The following is a 16,629-nucleotide window of genomic DNA, read 5'->3' on the forward strand; positions in this document are numbered from 1 at the left end:
ATGAGGTGGGGTTTCGATGAACGCGCCGTACGACGGTGACCGGGCGCAGGGCACTGGCGGGCCCGCGCCCTCCCAGGGAACTGCCCCGGGCGCCCCGGTGCCCGGGCAGGTTCCCGCGCCCGCGCCGGAACGTGACCCGTATGTCCAGGATGCCTACGACTACGATCCGTACCGGTCGCAGGACCTGTCCGCCCAGGACCCCGTCGCCGAGGTCCTCTACGACCGCGCCGCGCACCCGCCGCCGCCGCCGGGCACCTACATGGAGCCCGGCCCGCTCTACGCAGCGCCGACGGCGCCCTCGTACTCGCCCGACCCCCGGGTCTGGGCCCAGACCCCGCCGCCCGAACCGGACGGCCCCTCGCGCCACCTCCCCTACGGCGACCACGCGGCGACCACCGAGTTCGTCGGCGTGGACTCCCTCGTCACCAGGGCGGCGGACGAGCCGCCCCAGCCGGACGCCTTCGCCCACCTCTACCGGGACCAGCAGGCGGCACCGCGCACTGCCGCCGAGGAGGTCCCGGTCGCCGCTCCGGCCCCGAGCAAGCCCGCCGGACGCGCCGCCAGCCTCCTGAAGTCCAGCGCCCTCATGGCGGCCGGCACGATCGTCTCCCGCATCACCGGTTTCCTGCGGACCCTGGTCATCGCCGGTGCCATCGGCGTCGGCACCTTCAACGACACGTACCAGATCGCCAACACCCTGCCCACGATGATTTACGTGCTGGTCGGTGGCGGCGCCCTCAACGCCGTCTTCATCCCGCAGCTGGTCCGGGCGATGAAGAACGACAGCGACGGGGGAGAGGCCTACGCCAACCGGCTGCTGACCCTCGTCGTGGTCCTGCTGGCCGCGATCACCACCATCTGCGTCCTCGCCGCACCCGTGTTCATCACGATGATGTCGCCGAAGATCGCCTCCGACCCCCAGCAGATGGACGTCGCGGTCGCCTTCGCCCGCTACTGCCTGCCGACCATGTTCTTCATGGGCGTCCACGTGGTACTCGGTCAGATCCTCAACGCCCGTGGCCGCTTCGGCGCGATGATGTGGACCCCGGTCCTCAACAACATCGTCGTCATCGCCACCTTCGGCGCCTTCATCTGGGCCTTCGGCGGCTTCACCACCTCCGGCGTCAACGCCGCCACCGTCACCTCCGACGGCGTCCGGCTGCTGGGCCTGGGCACGCTGCTGGGTCTCACCGTCCAGGCCCTCGCGATGCTGCCGTACCTGCGCGACGCCGGGTTCCGTCCGCGTCTGCGCTTCGACTGGAAGGGCCACGGGCTGGGCAAGGCTGCCCGCCTGGCGAAGTGGACGTTCTTCTTCGTCCTCGCCAACCAGATCGGCCTCGTCGTCGTCACCCAGCTCGCCACCTGGGCCGGTTCCGTCGCGGAGAAGCAGGGCCACTCCGGCACCGGTATCACTGCCTACAACTACGCGCTGCTGCTGTGGCAGATGCCCCAGGCCATCATCACCGTGTCCGTCATGACGGCCGTCCTGCCCCGCATCTCGCGCTCCGCCCACGACGGGGACGCCGCCGCCGTACGCGACGACATCTCCTACGGGCTGCGCACCTCGGCCGTCGCGATCGTGCCCTGCGCCTTCGCGTTCCTCGCCCTCGGTGTCCCCATGGCCACGCTGCTCTACGCCGGTTCGGGGTCGGGCGCGCAGAACATCGGCTACATCCTGATGGCCTTCGGGCTCGGGCTGATCCCGTACTCCGTCCAGTACGTCGTCCTGCGCGGCTTCTACGCGTACGAGGACACCCGGACCCCCTTCTACAACACCGTCATCGTGGCCGCCGTCAACGCCGCGGTCTCCGTGGCCTCCTTCTTCGTCCTCCCGGCGCGCTGGGCCGTGGTCGGCATGGCCGCCGCCTACGGTCTCGGCTACGCCGTCGGCGTCGGTGTGGCCTGGCGCCGCCTCAAGACCCGCCTGGGCGACCTCGACGGCGCCCACGTGATGCGCACGTACGCCCGCCTCACCGGCGCCTGCGTTCCCGCCGCGGCCGTGGCCGGCGCCGCCGCGTACGCGGTCACCCAGTGGCTCGGCAGCGGAGTCCTCGGTTCCGCCACGGCGCTCGTGGCCGGTGGCATCGCCCTGGCGGCCGTCTTCCTCGTCGCAGCCAAGCGGATGCGCATCGAAGAACTCAACGCGATGGTCGGCATGGTCCGCGGACGTCTGGGGCGCTGATGCGCACGACCGGTCACCGCCCGGACCCCCATCGTGTGTCGTGCACAGGGCCGGACTGTGGGCACAATTGGCTTGGCTTCGCAGACTGGCCGACAGCGCGTAACGGATGGGGAGGCAGGAACGACGGTGGCGGAACGTAGCACGGCTGCCGTCGACGTGGCCGACAACAGCGGCGACGAGCCGCTGGCCGCACAGACGGCCAAGGCCACGGCCGACGGGGTGGACACCCAGAACGGACAAGCCTCGGACGGACCCATGCCCGAGAAGGACGGCGAACGCACGACGACGGCCCCCACGGCCGCCCCCGAACTCCACAGCGGCCACAAGCTCGCCAGACGCTACCGGCTGGAAGAGTGCGTCACCCGCGTGGACGGATTCAGCAGCTGGCGCGCGATGGACGAGAAGCTGCGCCGGGCCGTCGGTGTCCACCTGCTCCCCGCCGACCACCCGCGGGCCCGGTCCGTCCTGGCCGCTGCCCGCTCCTCCGCTCTTCTCGGCGACCCCCGGTTCGTCCAGGTCCTCGACGCCGTGGAGGAGAACGACCTCGTCTACGTCGTCCACGAATGGCTGCCCGACGCCACCGAACTCACCGCGCTCCTCGCCGCGGGCCCGCTGGAGGCCCACGAGGCCTACCAGCTCGTCAGCCAGATCTCCCAGGCCATGGCCGCCGCCCACCGCGAAGGTCTCGCCCACCTGCGCCTGACCCCCAGCGCGATACTGCGCACCTCCTCGGGCCAGTACCGCATTCGCGGTCTGGCCGTGAACGCCGCCCTGCGCGGCATCACCAGCGAAACCCCGCAGCGCGCCGACACCGAAGCCATCGGCGCCCTCCTCTACGCCGCCCTCACCCAGCGCTGGCCGTACGAGAACGACGCCTACGGTCTGACCGGACTGCCCAAGGGCGTGGGCCTGATCGCCCCTGACCAGGTCCGCGCGGGTGTCCACCGAGGGCTCGGCGAACTCGCCATGCGCGCCCTCGCCAACGACGGGGCCACCGCCTCCCGGCAGGAGCCCGCCTGCACGACCACGGAGGAGCTGGCCAAGGCCGTCGCCGCGATGCCACGCATCCGGCCGCCGGAGCCCGCGTTCACCGCCCCGCCGGAATACCAGCACACCACCTACCAGCAGGGCAGCTACGGCCGTCCCGCGGTCCCCGGCGTGCAGACCCAGAACCTCGCGGTCGCCCCGCCGGCCCCGCTGCAGAGCCGTACCGGCAGGGCCCTCAAGTGGGGGGTCGCCGCCCTGCTGATCGCCGCCCTGGGACTGGGCAGCTGGCAGCTGGCCGACAGTCTCCTGGACCGTGTGAAGCACGGCAGCAACAGCGACACCGGCCCGGAGCAGCCCCCGGCGGACGACGCCCCCGCGAAGAAGGAGCCGGGCAAGGTGCTGCCTCTGAAGGACGCCACGGTCCTGGCCATAGGCGGAGACCAGATCAAGCCCGAGGACGCGGACAAGGCCATCGACGGAAGTGCCGACACGGGCTGGGTCACCCCTCACTACAAGGGGTACCCGAACTTCGGGAACCTCGACGGCCGCAAGGACGGCAGCGGCATCGTCGTCGACCTCGGCAGCGTCCAGGACGTGACGGGGGTCGAACTGGACCTGTACGCCGCCGGTCAGAAGCTCCAGGTCCTCGCCGCCGCGCCGGAGGCCTCCGCCCCGGACTCGCTCCGCGACTTCTCCCAGCAGCTCGTCAAGCTGGACATCGCGAAGAAGAAGCTGCAGGCCACGCTGGAAGCCCCCGTCCGCACCCGGTACGTCCTCGTCCACATCACCGAGCTTCCCGTCGCCGACGACGGGAAGTACCGCGGCGGCATCAACGGCATCAAGGTCCTCGGTCAGAACTCCTGACCGTCCGGCCCCGGGGTCCGCTGCGCCACCGGCACGGCGGGCCCTCGTGTTTCCCCCGCTCAAGCCGTAATCTCCCTGCGGGAGGGAAGGTGTGATGCACGACGCAGCGACCGGCGACGCCAGCGACGCGGACCTGCTGTCCCTGCATGCCGCCGGTGACCCCGACGCCTTCGGCGAGCTCGTACGCCGTCACCGCGACCGGCTGTGGGCGGTGGCCCTGCGTACCCTCGGGGACCGTGAGGAGGCCGCCGACGCGGTCCAGGACGCACTGGTCTCCGCCTACCGGGCCGCGCACACCTTCCGCGGCGAGTCCGCCGTGACGACCTGGCTGCACCGCATCACCGTCAACGCCTGCCTCGACCGCGCCCGCAAGGCCGCCTCCCGCCGGACGTCCCCCCTCGACGACATGGAGCGCCTGGAGCGCCTCCTCGAGCCCCACGAGTCCGCGGAGGCCCCCGCGGAGCGCCAGGACCTCCACCGCCAGCTCCTGGCCGCACTCAGCACGCTCCCGCCCGAGCAGAGGGCCGCCTTGGTCCTCGTCGACATGCAGGGGTACCCCGTCGCCGAGGCCGCCCGCATGCTCGAGGTGCCCGCGGGCACCGTGAAGAGCCGGTGCGCCCGGGGCAGGGCAAAACTCGTCCCGCTGCTCACTCATCTGCGCTCGAATGCCGCGGATAACACCGCCGTGGAGCGGGGAGGGAACCGGACGCCGGGGACAGCCGTCCCACCAGCGGCAGAACCCAGACATCCAGACCCAGACGCTGTGAAGGGCGGAGGTGGACGATCGTGACTCCCCCGAACGGCGTGCCCGGCACGGCCGGCACGATCCGGCACCCGGACGTCTCCGAGATCTCCGACCTGACCGAAGGACTGCTCTCCCCGTCCCGGGCGGCCGAAGTCCGCCGCCACCTCGGCGACTGTGCCCTCTGCGCCGATGTCCGCGCCTCCCTGGAAGAGATCCGCGGCCTGCTGGGCACCCTGCCCGGGCCGTCCCGGATGCCGGCCGACGTCGCGGGTCGCATCGATGCGGCTCTCGCCGCCGAGGCGCTCCTCGACGCCACCACCCCCCGGGTCTCCCCCCAGCAGGGCCGGCCACCGGCACCGGAGTCCCTGCCCGGCGCCACCGACCCCGCCGTTTCACGTGAAACATCTCCCGGGGCCCCCACCCGGCCCGGAGCACGCGGGCCCGCCGGTCACCCGTCCGGCCGATCCGGCCCCGGGCGGCGCCGCGCCCGCCGCCGCATCGCCGTGCTCGCGGGACTGACCGGGGCCGCGGCCTGCGCCCTGGGCATCTTCCTGTTCGGCGACTTCGCCGGTCAGCCCGCCCACCAGAGCGCCGCCCGCAACGAAACCTCGGCGGCCCAGCCCCACGCCGCCGACGGCTCCTACACCCCGCAGGGTCTCCAGAACAGCGTCCGGCAGCTCCTGGCCGCCGGGCAGGGCTCCAAGACCGTCCCCGGTGAGCAGAACAACACCTACGGCGTGGAGAACACCCCGCCGGGCACCGACCTGGCCCCCGGCGACCGCGGCGCGTCCACCGTCCCGGCCTGTGTCCTGGACGGCACCGGACGGGCCGAAGCCCCGATCGCCACCGGACGCGGCACCTACGAGGGCCGGAGCGTCCTTCTGCTGGTCCTGCCGCACCCCGGGGACCCCGCCCGGGTGGACGCCTACCTCGTCGACTCCAGCTGCGAAGGCGGCGCCCCGGCCACCCCCGGACGGCTGTTGCTGAAGAGCACTTACCCCCGAAGCTGACACGTTGCGGTCCGTACTCGGACGGACTGGGAATGCGAGCGGCTTAGGATCCGTTGGGTGGGGTGAGAGTCCGCACCGGCCCCCCGGTAGGCAAACAGGCAGTCCGCAGAGACGAGGAAGAAACCCGTGAGCGACGTCCGAAACGTGATCATCATCGGCTCCGGGCCGGCCGGTTACACCGCCGCCCTGTACACCGCACGCGCTTCGCTCCAGCCTCTGGTCTTCGAAGGTGCCGTCACCGCTGGTGGCGCGCTGATGAACACCACCGAGGTCGAGAACTTCCCCGGTTTCCGGGACGGCATCATGGGTCCGGACCTCATGGACAACATGCGCGCCCAGGCCGAGCGTTTCGGCGCCGAGCTGGTCCCGGACGACATCGTGTCCGTCGACCTCACCGGTGACATCAAGACCGTCACCGACACCGCCGGCACCGTGCACCGCGCCAAGGCCGTCATCGTCACCACGGGCTCCCAGCACCGCAAGCTCGGCCTCCCCAACGAGGACGCGCTGTCCGGTCGCGGCGTCTCCTGGTGCGCCACCTGCGACGGGTTCTTCTTCAAGGACCAGGACATCGCAGTCGTCGGTGGCGGCGACACCGCGATCGAAGAGGCCACCTTCCTCTCCCGGTTCGCCAAGACGGTCACCATCGTCCACCGCCGCGACAGCCTCCGCGCCTCGAAGGCCATGCAGGACCGCGCCTTCGCCGACCCCAAGATCAAGTTCTCCTGGGACAGCGAGGTCGCCGAGATCCACGGGGAGCAGAAGCTCTCGGGCCTCACCCTGCGCGACACCAAGACCGGTGAGACGTCCGCGCTGCCCGTGACCGGCCTCTTCATCGCCGTCGGCCACGACCCGCGCACCGAGCTGTTCAAGGACCAGCTGGAACTCGACGACGAGGGCTACCTCAAGGTCGACGCCCCCTCCACCCGGACCAACCTCACCGGCGTGTTCGGCGCGGGCGACGTCGTGGACCACACGTACCGTCAGGCGATCACCGCTGCGGGCACGGGCTGCTCGGCCGCTCTCGACGCCGAGCGCTTCCTGGCCGCCCTCGCGGACTCCGCGCACGCCCACGCGACCGTCTGACCCCACTCCACCCCCCACCCCACACCCCTGCAGGAAAAGAAGGAGGCCGCTGTGGCCGGCACCCTCAAGAACGTGACCGACGCAGACTTCGACGCCGAGGTCCTCAAGAGCGACAAGCCCGTACTGGTGGACTTCTGGGCCGCCTGGTGCGGACCGTGCCGCCAGATCGCTCCGTCCCTCGAGGCGATCGCCGCCGAGTACGGCGACCAGATCGAGATCGTCAAGCTCAACATCGACGAGAACCCGGCCACAGCTGCCAAGTACGGCGTCATGTCCATCCCGACGCTGAACGTCTACCAGGGCGGCGAGGTCGCCAAGACCATCGTCGGAGCCAAGCCGAAGGCCGCCATCCTCCGCGACCTCTCGGACTTCGTCGAGGTCAAGACCGCCTGACGCTCCGCGCTTCCCCCACAGCGCAGCCCGTGTGAGACGGGGCCGCCCCTCCCCAGGGACGGCCCCGTCTCGCGTGTCCGGCTCAGAGAGGACGCAGCGCCGGCTCCTTCCGCGCCGCGCCCAGCAGCCGGTCCAGTGCCATCTCCACGTCTTCCTTCCACGACAGCGTCGACCGCAACTCCAGCCTCAGCCGCGGGTGCAGCGGGTGCGGCCGCACCGTCTTGAATCCCACCGCCAGCAGGTGGTCGGCCGGCAGGAGGCAGGCCGGCCCTTCCCACCGGGCGTCCCCGAACGCCTCGATCGCACGGAAGCCCCGCCGCAGCAGGTCCTTGGCCACCGTCTGGACCACGACCCGTCCCAGGCCCTGTCCCTGGTAGCCCGGCGCGATCCAGGCGGTGATCAACTGCACCGCATCAGGGGAGACGGGACTGGTCGGGAACGCCGTGGACCGCGGCACATAGGCCGGGGGCGCGTACAGCACGAAGCCCACCGCGACCTCGTCCACATAGACGACGCGGCCGCAGGACCCCCACTCCAGCAGGACCGCGGAGATCCACGCTTCCTTCTCCCGGTCCGCGTTGTCCGCCTTCACAGCGGCCTCGCCACTGACGGGATCCAGCTCCCAGAACACACAGGACCGGCAACGCCGGGGCAGGTCCTGGAGGTTGTCCAGCGTGAGCGGTACCAGCCGACGACCCATGAACGCATCGTATCCACAGACCCGTCTTTCTTCGACGGAACAGCTCCACAACAGCAGATCCCCCGAAACCCCGACAAAGCAAAGGGCGGACCGCCCCGGTTCACACCGGTACGATCCGCCCGAGACCTCAGCGGCCCCGCATCACTCCTCGGAGAGCCCCTGCTCCAGCACCCGGCCCTCACCCGGCGCCAGTGTGCCCAGGATCCGCTCCAGATCCTCCATCGAGGCGAACTCGACGGTGATCTTGCCCTTCTTCTGGCCCAGGTCGACCTTCACCCGCGTCTCGAACCGGTCCGACAACCGCGTCGCCAGCTCACTGAGCGCCGGAGCCACCCGGGCGCCCGCCCGCGGCCCCTTCGGCTTGACCGTGCTGGAAGGCTCCGAGGCCATCAGCGTCACGATCTCCTCGACCGCGCGCACCGACAGCCCCTCAGCCACGATGCGGTGCGCGAGCCGGTCCTGCTCCTCGGAGTCCTCCACGGACAGCAGCGCACGCGCATGCCCTGCGGACAGCACCCCCGCGGCCACCCTGCGCTGCACCGACGGCGACAGCTTCAGCAGACGCAGCGTGTTCGAGACCTGCGGTCGCGAACGTCCGATCCGGTCCGCCAGCTGATCGTGCGTGCAATTGAAGTCCTGGAGCAGCTGGTCGTAGGCCGCAGCCTCCTCCAGCGGGTTCAGCTGGGCCCGGTGCAGGTTCTCCAGCAGGGCGTCCAGCAACAACTTCTCGTCGTCCGTCGCCCGGATGATCGCCGGAATGCGCTCCAGTCCGGCCTCCCGGCACGCACGCCACCGCCGTTCACCCATGATCAGCTCATAGCGGCCGGGAGCCGCCTGCCGGACGACCACCGGCTGGAGGAGACCCACCTCCTGGATGGAGGTCACCAGCTCCGCCAGCGCGTCCTCGTCGAACACCTCGCGCGGCTGGCGCGGGTTCGGCGTGATCACGTCCATCGGCAGCTCCGCGAACGTGGCCCCCGCCACGCCCTGGGCCTCAGGATCGGCTGTCGGCGCCGGCACCGTCACCGCTCCGGTCCCGGCCGATGTTTCACGTGAAACATCGGCCTGCGCCAGGGCCGCGAGCTTCGCCGCCGCGACCCCGCGCTCCGAAGTCAGCACCGGCACCGCCGACGGGGACGTGGACCCGCCGGACAGCACCGGGGGTGTCTTCTCCTGCGGAGCCGCGGGGATCAGCGCAGCGAGCCCCCGCCCCAGACCTCTGCGTCGCTCGCTCACTGGTTCCCCTCCGCCACACTCTGCGTGCTGTTCATGCCCGCGCCCAGATGGGCGTGCTGGGCGTCGTACTGGATGCCGACCCCGCGGTACGCCATCTCGCGCGCCGCCTCCAGGTAGGAGAGGGAACCGCTGGAACCCGGGTCGTATGTGAGCACCGTCTGTCCGTAGCTCGGCGCCTCGGAAATGCGCACCGACCTGGGGATGCTCGTACGCAGCACCTCCTTGCCGAAGTGGCTGCGCACCTCCTCCGCCACCTGCGAGGCCAGCCGGGTCCTGCCGTCGTACATCGTCAGCAGGATCGTCGACACATGCAACGTCGGGTTCAGGTGGGCCCGCACCAGATCGACGTTGCGCAGCAGCTGCCCCAGTCCCTCCAGCGCGTAGTACTCGCACTGGATCGGGATGAGCACCTCCGCGCCGGCCACCAGCGCGTTCACCGTCAGCAGGCCCAGCGAGGGCGGGCAGTCGATCAGGATGTAGTCGAGCGGCTGCTCGTACGCCTGGATCGCCCGCTGGAGCCGGCTCTCCCGGGCCACCAGGGACACCAGCTCGATCTCCGCGCCCGCCAGGTCGATGGTGGCCGGGGCACAGAAGAGACCTTCCACGTCCACCACCGGCTGGACGACCTCCAGCAGCGGACGGCTGTCCACGAGGACGTCGTAGATCGACGGAACGTCCGCATGGTGGTCGATGCCCAGTGCCGTGGACGCGTTGCCCTGGGGGTCGAGGTCGACCACGAGGACCCGTGCACCGTGCAGGGCCAGCGAAGCCGCCAGGTTCACGGTCGTCGTGGTCTTGCCCACGCCGCCCTTCTGGTTGGCGACCACGATGATCCGGGTCTGCGCCGGCCTCGGCAGAGCCTCACCGGACCGCCCCATCGCCTCCACGGCCTGCTGGGCAGCTCGGCCGATGGGCGTGTCGTTGTCCACAAGGGGCGGAGGCGATGTTTCACGTGAAACATCCTCACCCGCCGATTCAGAGCGGGGACCGGGGACCGGGTCGGCCATCGGCCCCGCGAGGTTGGCGTCAGACCGCACGGTGTCACTCTCCTCGACATCAGGCTCGCGATGAACAGAGCCTCCCATGTCACCGGGGTCGCGAACCAGCGGGGCCCGTACTCCTGTGGATGAATCCACCGATGTGGACAACTCTGTCCCCCCGGCGTCCTTACGATGACGGGAGGACGTAGCCGCACGACCGCGACTGATGATTCCGTGCAGCAGAGAGCGACGTTTCACGTGAAACACGATGCCCGGACGGAGTCTTCGGGCCACTACGACACTCCGAAATCCATACCTATAGGGCCCAACGCACGCGAAATATCGGCCGCGCCCCCTGGAACGGACGGTCAGCGGCGCCGACGCGTCCGGCTCACCCGGGCCGCCTTGGCTCGCTTGGCCGCGAACCTCACTCCGCCGGGGCTCTCCCCGACCTCCACCCGCACCACGGTCGACATCGGGTCCACCACGCCCTCGCCCACATGAAGCACCGAGGTCTTCACCACACCGAGCTTGGCCAGCGCGACCTTCGCCGCCACCAGCTCTTCCTCGGCAGTGTCGCCCTTCAGCGCCAGCATCTCGCCGTAGGGACGCAGCAGGGGAACGCCCCAGCCGGCCAGCCGGTCCAGCGGAGCGACCGCGCGCGCCGTCACCACATGGACGGGCTGCACCTTGCCGAGGACTTCTTCGGCCCGCCCGCGCACGACCGTGACATGGTCCAGTCCGAGCAGCTCCACCGCCTCCTGGAGGAAGGTGGTCCGCCTCAGCAGCGGCTCGAGCAGGGTGATCTTGAGGTCGCGCCGCACCAGGGCGAGCGGGATGCCGGGCAGGCCGGCGCCCGAGCCCACGTCGCAGACGGTGACGCCCTGCGGCACCACCTCCGACAGGACCGCACAGTTCAGCAGGTGCCGCTCCCACAGGCGCGGCACCTCACGCGGCCCGATCAGGCCCCGCTTGACCCCCGCATCCGCCAGCAGCTCCGCATACCGCACAGCTTCCGGGAAAAACTCACCGAACACCGCGCGCGCCTCTTCAGGCGCCGGGGGAAGCTCCGCTGCCTCCGTCACGGGGACCGTCCTTCCGTACGCAAGGTTGTGTAAAACCGTCGTTGAAATGCCACTTTGTTCACTGGCCAGGCTGACAAACATCGGCCCCGCCTGCGACACAGACGGGGCCGGACACGCTCGCTACCGGTCAGGCCGGGAGCACAACGACGAAGCGTTGCGGCTCCTCGCCTTCGGACTCGCTCCGCAGGCCGGCGGCCGCGACGGCGTCGTGGACGACCTTCCGCTCGAACGGGGTCATCGGGGCCAGCTTCAGCGCCTCGCCGGACGCCTTCACGTCCGCCGCGGCCTGGGCGCCCAGCGCCGCCAGTTCCTCACGCTTCTTCGCCCGGAACCCGGCGATGTCCAGCATCAGCCGGCTGCGGTCCCCGGTTTCCCGGTGCACCGCGAGGCGGGTCAGCTCCTGCAGGGCCTCCAGGACCTCTCCGTCGCGGCCCACGAGCTTCTGCAGGTCGCGGCCGACGGAGTCGCTGACGATGGAGACCGCGGCCCGGTCGGCCTCGACGTCCATGTCGATGTCGCCGTCCAGGTCGGCGATGTCCAGCAGACCCTCGAGGTAGTCGGCCGCGATCTCGCCCTCCTGCTCGAGGCGGGTCAGGGTGTCGCCACCCTCAGCGGCGGCGGTGGTGGTGCCTTCCGTCACGGGAGGGGCTCCTTCTTACTTCTTGGGAGAGGGCTTGCTGGGCGTCTGGCGCTTCGACTTCGGCTGCCGCTTGGGCTGCTGCCGCTTCGCGGCACCGCCGCTCGCCGCATCAGCATCGGCCGTCGCCTCGGAACTCTTGGTCACGGAGCCGTCCGCCTGCGCGGCCAGGCCCTGCTTCGTCAGTGCCGTGATGAACTTGCGCTCGTTGTCGTTGCGGTCCGGGCCCTTGGCCACGATCGCCGCGACGACCCTCTTCCTGGCCCGGCCCCTGACGTCGCCGTGCGAGCTGATCGACTTCAGCAGACGGGTGAGGTACTGGTCCTGGGCCAGGCTGCCCGGCGTCGGGTTCTGGCTGATCACGTACATCTGCTGGCCCATGGTCCACACGTTCGTGGTCAGCCAGTAGACGAGGACACCGACGGGGAAGTTGATGCCCATGACCGCGAAGATCACGGGGAAGATGTACATCAGCATCTTCTGCTGCTGCATGAACGGCGTCTTGACCGAGAGGTCGACGTTCTTCTGCATCAGCTGACGCTGGGTGTAGAACTGCGACAGCGACATCAGGACGATCATGATCGCCGTCACGATGCGGACGTCCATCAGCGAGGCGCCCAGCGCCTCGACCTTGGCCGGGTCGTCCATGAACTTGGCGGCGATCGGCGCACCGAAGATGTGGGCCTCACGGGCACTGTCGACCAGCTGCGGGGTGAGCGCGCCGATCTCCTTGCCGTCGGCGATGCTCGACAGCACGTGGTAGAGCGCGAAGAAGAACGGGGACTGCGCCAGGATCGGAAGGCACGAGGAGAGCGGGTTGGTACCCGTCTCCTTGTACAGCTTCATCATCTCTTCGGACTGGCGCTGCTTGTCGTTCTTGTAGCGCTCCTGGATCGCCTTCATCTTCGGCTGGAGCGCCTGCATGCCACGCGTCGCCTTGATCTGCTTCACGAAGAGCGGGATCAGGCAGATACGGATCAAGACCACCAGGGACACGATGGACAGGCCCCAGGCCCACCCACTGTCCGCACCGAAGACCGCTCCGTACAGCTTGTGGAACTGGACGATGATCCACGAAACGGGTGTGGTGATAAAGCTGAACAGACTGGCAATCGTGTCCACTAATCAGGCTCCTTGAGCATTGCGAGATCGACGCAACGCACTGCGCAGCTGCTCGTGCCAACGCGGGCGTTTACGGGGTGGGACGTGGTCCACGCCACCCGGGGACCACGGATTGCACCGCAGGATCCGCCAGGCGGTCAGGAACGTCCCCTTCACCGCACCATGCCGGTCGATGGCCGTGTACCCGTAGTGCGAGCACGAGGGGTAGTAACGGCACACCGGCCCGAGCAGCGGACTGATCGTCCACTGGTACAGCTTGATCAATGCGAGCAGCGGGTACTTCATCGAGCCACGCCTCCCAGGAGCCGCACCAGCGCGGCATCCAGGTCCCGGGCCAGTTCGTCGGGGCCGGCATCACCCGCTCCGGGCAACGCACGTACCACCACCAGGCTACCGGGGGGCAGCGTGGCCAGCCGATCCCGGACCAGATGGCGCAGACGGCGCTTCACCCGGTTACGAACGACGGCGACGCCGACAGCTTTGCTGACGACGAAACCCGCACGCGTCGAGGGAACTGTCTCCCCCGACTCGTGCGGGTCCGTTGCACCGCTGGTACGTAGGTGGACGACGAGGAGCGGGCGACCAGCCCGACGACCTCGGCGTACCGCGCTCGCGAAGTCCTCGCGCCGCCTCAGCCGATTTTCGGGAGACAGCACGACGTCACGACCTGCGTGTGGTTACGCGGAAAGGGCGGCGCGGCCCTTGCCACGACGGTTCGCGAGGATCGCGCGACCGGCACGGGTACGCATCCGGAGACGGAAGCCGTGGGTCTTGGCACGACGGCGGTTGTTCGGCTGGAAGGTGCGCTTGCTCACTCGGGGGCTCCAGAGAATGAATCGTTGTGGCGGGACATCGCCTGGCTGTCACCGTGCGCCCACGAGGAAACTCGCGTGTTCGCCCGAGTGGCACCGCTAAATGATCACAACCAGTGATCTTCGCCCATCGGTAGGCAGGCGGCAGCAGCCATCGACAACTCGACCTCGTTACGGTACGCGCGGTTGAGCCATCCGGTCAAACCGAGCAGGCGGGGCCCCACACTGTGCACAGGCTGTGGACAACGACTTGAACCGTACCCGTCGCGCTGACTACCGTTGTCCGACCCTGGATTTTTTGTCCCGACCGTCCCAAAGAACCACACATTCGTGGGACCCCCTGTGAGAGAGCGTGCTCTGTGGCTGACGTACCTGCCGATCTTGCCGCAGTGTGGCCAAGGGTGCTCGAGAAGCTCCTCGGGGAGGGACAGCCGGGCATCGAGCCCAAGGACAAGCAGTGGGTCGAACGCTGTCAGCCCCTGGCCCTCGTCGCGGACACCGCGCTGCTCGCCGTCCCCAACGAATGGGGCAAGCGCGTCCTCGAGGGCCGCCTGGCCCCGCTGATCAGCGACGCCCTCAGCCGCGAGTGCGGCCGCCCGATCCGGATCGCCATCACGGTGGACGACTCGGCCGGCGAGCCCGCGCCCCCGGCGCCGTCCGCCCAGCAGCCGGGCGGCGGGTACGAGCCCTACGGCGGCCAGCGCCCCGGCGGCCCCTCGGACGACCAGCTCCCCAACGCCCGCCCCGCCTACCCGGACTACCAGCAGCCGCGCCCCGAGCCCGGCGCCTGGCCCCGCGGCGGGCAGCAGGACGACTACGGCTGGCAGCAGCCCCGCCTCGGCGGATTCCCCGAGCGCGACCCGTACGCCTCCCCGCAGCCGGGCTACCTCCAGCAGTCCGAGCCCTCCGGCTACGAGCAGAACTCCTACGAACAGCAGAAGTACGAGCAGCAGAAGTACGAGCAGTCCCCGTACGAGCAGCAGTCCCACCAGTACGAGCAGCCCGCGTCCCGGCCGGCTCCCGGCCGGCCCTCCCCGGCCCCCGCCCCGTCCGGCGGCTCCACGTCGGGCCCGCTGGAGCCGACCGCGCGGCTGAACCCCAAGTACCTCTTCGACACCTTCGTCATCGGTGCCTCCAACCGCTTCGCGCACGCGGCCGCGGTGGCCGTCGCCGAAGCGCCCGCGAAGGCGTACAACCCCCTGTTCATCTACGGGGAGTCGGGCCTCGGCAAGACGCACCTGCTGCACGCCATCGGGCACTACGCACGGAGCCTCTACCCGGGCACCCGCGTGCGGTACGTGAGCTCCGAGGAGTTCACCAACGAGTTCATCAACTCCATCCGCGACGGCAAGGGCGACGCGTTCCGCAAGCGCTACCGCGAGATGGACATCCTGCTCGTCGACGACATCCAGTTCCTCGCGAGCAAGGAGTCGACGCAGGAGGAGTTCTTCCACACCTTCAACACGCTCCACAACGCCAACAAGCAGATCGTGCTCTCGTCCGACCGGCCGCCCAAGCAGCTGGTCACCCTCGAGGACCGGCTCCGCAACCGCTTCGAGTGGGGCCTGATCACCGACGTCCAGCCGCCCGAGCTGGAGACCCGTATCGCGATCCTGCGCAAGAAGGCGGTGCAGGAGCAACTCAACGCCCCGCCGGAGGTACTGGAGTTCATCGCCTCCCGGATCTCGCGCAACATCCGGGAGCTGGAGGGGGCGCTGATCCGCGTCACCGCCTTCGCGAGCCTGAACCGGCAGCCGGTGGACCTGGGGCTCACCGAGGACGTCCTCAAGAACCTGATCCCGGGCGGCGAGGACAGCGCACCCGAGATCACCGCCTCCGACATCATGGCGGCCACCGCGGACTACTTCGGGCTCACCGTGGACGACCTGTGCGGCTCCTCCCGCAGCCGGGTGCTGGTCACCGCCCGGCAGATCGCCATGTACCTGTGCCGGGAGCTCACCGACCTCTCCCTGCCCAAGATCGGCGCCCAGTTCGGCGGCCGTGACCACACCACCGTGATGCACGCGGACCGCAAGATCCGCGCCCTGATGGCCGAGCGCCGCTCCATCTACAACCAGGTCACGGAGCTCACCAACCGCATCAAGAACGCCTGAGCCGGACGCTGGTGGCTCCCGTGGAGCCGCTCCAGCGGCGCACAAGGGCCTCCGCACACCACTTCCAGAGGGCGCTCCCGGACCACAACGGGGGCGCCCTTCTTCGTGTGCGCGCCCCTGACCTGTTCGAATACGCCCCCTCGGGAGCAACTCATCCACAGATTCGGGGACTTTCTTCCGTCCACACCCTGGGGACGGGATCCGTCACCCACAATCTGTCCACAGGCATGGCGGGTGAGGATCCATCAGACCAGGTCAGACCCCTGTGGAATTGTGCGCAACCTCTGTCCACAGGCTGTGGACAACTATTTCGTCCACAGCCCCCTCCGCCTCTTTATCCACCGCCGACCCACAGGTTGCCGCATCCTGTGCACAGGATCCGACGGGTTCTCCACACCGTTGTCCACTGTTCGGCAACCGGAAGCCCCCTCTCACCGCCCCGAGTGAAAGCGGTCACACGGATGTAGACGTTTGGGCTGTGGAGTACGGGGGAAAAGCTGGGGACGCACCTGTGGAGTACCAGGGGTCACCTGGGGACAGCCTGTGCAGAACTTTTCTTTCTCCACAGGGACACCGGGTTGTCCACCGGTGCCACCCACAGGGCCGGTGGATAAAAAACGCGGGTTGACCTGCGCAAACAAAGTTTTCCACTGTATCCACAGGCCCTACTACTACC

At 69.6% G+C, this 16,629-nt stretch carries 15 protein-coding genes and 2 pseudogenes; 8 read left to right on the plus strand and 9 right to left on the minus strand.

What is annotated here, in order from left to right:
- The first annotated feature begins 16 nt into the window (after window positions 1–16).
- The 6 genes from murJ to trxA all read left to right on the plus strand — a co-directional run bounded on the left by murJ (window position 17) and on the right by trxA (window position 7,267).
- Window positions 17–2,182 (plus strand): murein biosynthesis integral membrane protein MurJ, encoded by a 2,166-nt coding sequence (gene murJ, locus ACFWUZ_RS11385; protein ID WP_384370720.1) that lies wholly within the window; start codon window positions 17–19, stop codon window positions 2,180–2,182.
- A gap of 126 nt (window positions 2,183–2,308) precedes the next feature.
- The gene (locus ACFWUZ_RS11390) at window positions 2,309–4,033 is read left to right on the plus strand and encodes a protein kinase family protein (protein WP_384370722.1); all 1,725 of its coding nucleotides are present in this window, start codon (window positions 2,309–2,311) and stop codon (window positions 4,031–4,033) included.
- Between the two features lie 94 nt (window positions 4,034–4,127).
- Entirely contained in the window at window positions 4,128–4,823 is a 696-nt protein-coding gene (gene sigM / locus ACFWUZ_RS11395; protein ID WP_384370724.1) for an RNA polymerase sigma factor SigM, read from the plus strand.
- Window positions 4,820–5,788, plus strand: coding sequence for an anti-sigma factor family protein (locus tag ACFWUZ_RS11400; protein ID WP_384370726.1), 969 nt, complete (start codon window positions 4,820–4,822; stop codon window positions 5,786–5,788). Before sigM ends, ACFWUZ_RS11400 begins: the two co-directional genes overlap by 4 nt.
- A 126-nt stretch (window positions 5,789–5,914) precedes the next feature.
- Window positions 5,915–6,874 (plus strand): thioredoxin-disulfide reductase, encoded by a 960-nt coding sequence (trxB, locus tag ACFWUZ_RS11405; RefSeq protein ID WP_384370728.1) that lies wholly within the window; start codon window positions 5,915–5,917, stop codon window positions 6,872–6,874.
- A gap of 51 nt (window positions 6,875–6,925) precedes the next feature.
- On the plus strand, window positions 6,926–7,267 hold the full coding sequence (trxA, locus tag ACFWUZ_RS11410; protein WP_365164370.1) for a thioredoxin: 342 nt from the start codon (window positions 6,926–6,928) through the stop codon (window positions 7,265–7,267).
- A gap of 82 nt (window positions 7,268–7,349) precedes the next feature.
- On the opposite strand, the gene ACFWUZ_RS11415 is transcribed toward trxA, so the two are convergent.
- The 9 genes from ACFWUZ_RS11415 to rpmH form a co-directional block, all read right to left on the minus strand.
- Complete coding sequence (locus ACFWUZ_RS11415; protein WP_384370730.1) at window positions 7,350–7,967, minus strand: GNAT family N-acetyltransferase; 618 nt, start codon at window positions 7,965–7,967, stop codon at window positions 7,350–7,352.
- A 141-nt stretch (window positions 7,968–8,108) separates the two neighbouring features.
- A complete protein-coding gene (locus tag ACFWUZ_RS11420; protein ID WP_384370732.1) occupies window positions 8,109–9,203 on the minus strand; it encodes a ParB/RepB/Spo0J family partition protein in 1,095 nt (364 codons plus the stop codon).
- The gene (locus tag ACFWUZ_RS11425) at window positions 9,200–10,288 is read right to left on the minus strand and encodes a ParA family protein (RefSeq protein WP_384370734.1); all 1,089 of its coding nucleotides are present in this window, start codon (window positions 10,286–10,288) and stop codon (window positions 9,200–9,202) included. Before ACFWUZ_RS11425 ends, ACFWUZ_RS11420 begins: the two co-directional genes overlap by 4 nt.
- A 263-nt stretch (window positions 10,289–10,551) precedes the next feature.
- Window positions 10,552–11,268: a 16S rRNA (guanine(527)-N(7))-methyltransferase RsmG gene (gene rsmG, locus ACFWUZ_RS11430; RefSeq protein WP_384370736.1), complete on the minus strand. Its 717-nt coding sequence runs from the start codon at window positions 11,266–11,268 to the stop codon at window positions 10,552–10,554.
- A 127-nt stretch (window positions 11,269–11,395) separates the two neighbouring features.
- A complete protein-coding gene (locus tag ACFWUZ_RS11435; protein WP_384370738.1) occupies window positions 11,396–11,908 on the minus strand; it encodes a protein jag in 513 nt (170 codons plus the stop codon).
- Window positions 11,909–11,923: 15 nt separating this feature from the next.
- Window positions 11,924–13,027, minus strand: coding sequence for a membrane protein insertase YidC (yidC, locus tag ACFWUZ_RS11440; protein WP_384370740.1), 1,104 nt, complete (start codon window positions 13,025–13,027; stop codon window positions 11,924–11,926).
- A gap of 3 nt (window positions 13,028–13,030) precedes the next feature.
- Entirely contained in the window at window positions 13,031–13,312 is a 282-nt protein-coding gene (gene yidD, locus ACFWUZ_RS11445) for a membrane protein insertion efficiency factor YidD (RefSeq protein WP_384370742.1), read from the minus strand.
- Window positions 13,309–13,683 carry a ribonuclease P protein component gene (rnpA, locus tag ACFWUZ_RS11450; RefSeq protein ID WP_384370744.1) on the minus strand — a complete coding sequence of 125 codons (375 nt, stop codon included), beginning with the start codon at window positions 13,681–13,683 and terminating at the stop codon, window positions 13,309–13,311. The genes yidD and rnpA overlap by 4 nt, the downstream gene beginning before the upstream one ends.
- Window positions 13,684–13,704: 21 nt before the next feature.
- The gene (gene rpmH / locus ACFWUZ_RS11455; protein WP_008741645.1) at window positions 13,705–13,842 is read right to left on the minus strand and encodes a 50S ribosomal protein L34; all 138 of its coding nucleotides are present in this window, start codon (window positions 13,840–13,842) and stop codon (window positions 13,705–13,707) included.
- A 356-nt stretch (window positions 13,843–14,198) separates the two neighbouring features.
- Between rpmH and dnaA (ACFWUZ_RS11460) the strand changes: the two are divergent.
- Both dnaA (ACFWUZ_RS11460) and dnaA (ACFWUZ_RS11465) read left to right on the plus strand, forming a co-directional pair.
- A pseudogene (dnaA, locus tag ACFWUZ_RS11460) lies at window positions 14,199–14,720 on the plus strand (chromosomal replication initiator protein DnaA); the annotation flags it as partial.
- 78 nt (window positions 14,721–14,798) lie between these two features.
- A pseudogene (dnaA, locus tag ACFWUZ_RS11465) lies at window positions 14,799–15,953 on the plus strand (chromosomal replication initiator protein DnaA); the annotation flags it as partial.
- Window positions 15,954–16,629 lie beyond the last annotated feature (676 nt).

Source organism: Streptomyces sp. NPDC058646 (assembly GCF_042716875.1).
Lineage (GTDB): Bacteria > Actinomycetota > Actinomycetes > Streptomycetales > Streptomycetaceae > Streptomyces.

Bases quoted from the DNA above. Each gene is read 5' to 3' on its own strand.
- ACFWUZ_RS11425 (WP_384370734.1), bottom strand. From the start codon at position 10,288: ATGGGAGGCTCTGTTCATCGCGAGCCTGATGTCGAGGAGAGTGACACC.
- sigM (WP_384370724.1), top strand. From the start codon at position 4,128: ATGCACGACGCAGCGACCGGCGACGCCAGCGACGCGGACCTGCTGTCC.
- murJ (WP_384370720.1), top strand. From the start codon at position 17: ATGAACGCGCCGTACGACGGTGACCGGGCGCAGGGCACTGGCGGGCCC.
- yidD (WP_384370742.1), bottom strand. From the start codon at position 13,312: ATGAAGTACCCGCTGCTCGCATTGATCAAGCTGTACCAGTGGACGATC.
- ACFWUZ_RS11415 (WP_384370730.1), bottom strand. From the start codon at position 7,967: ATGGGTCGTCGGCTGGTACCGCTCACGCTGGACAACCTCCAGGACCTG.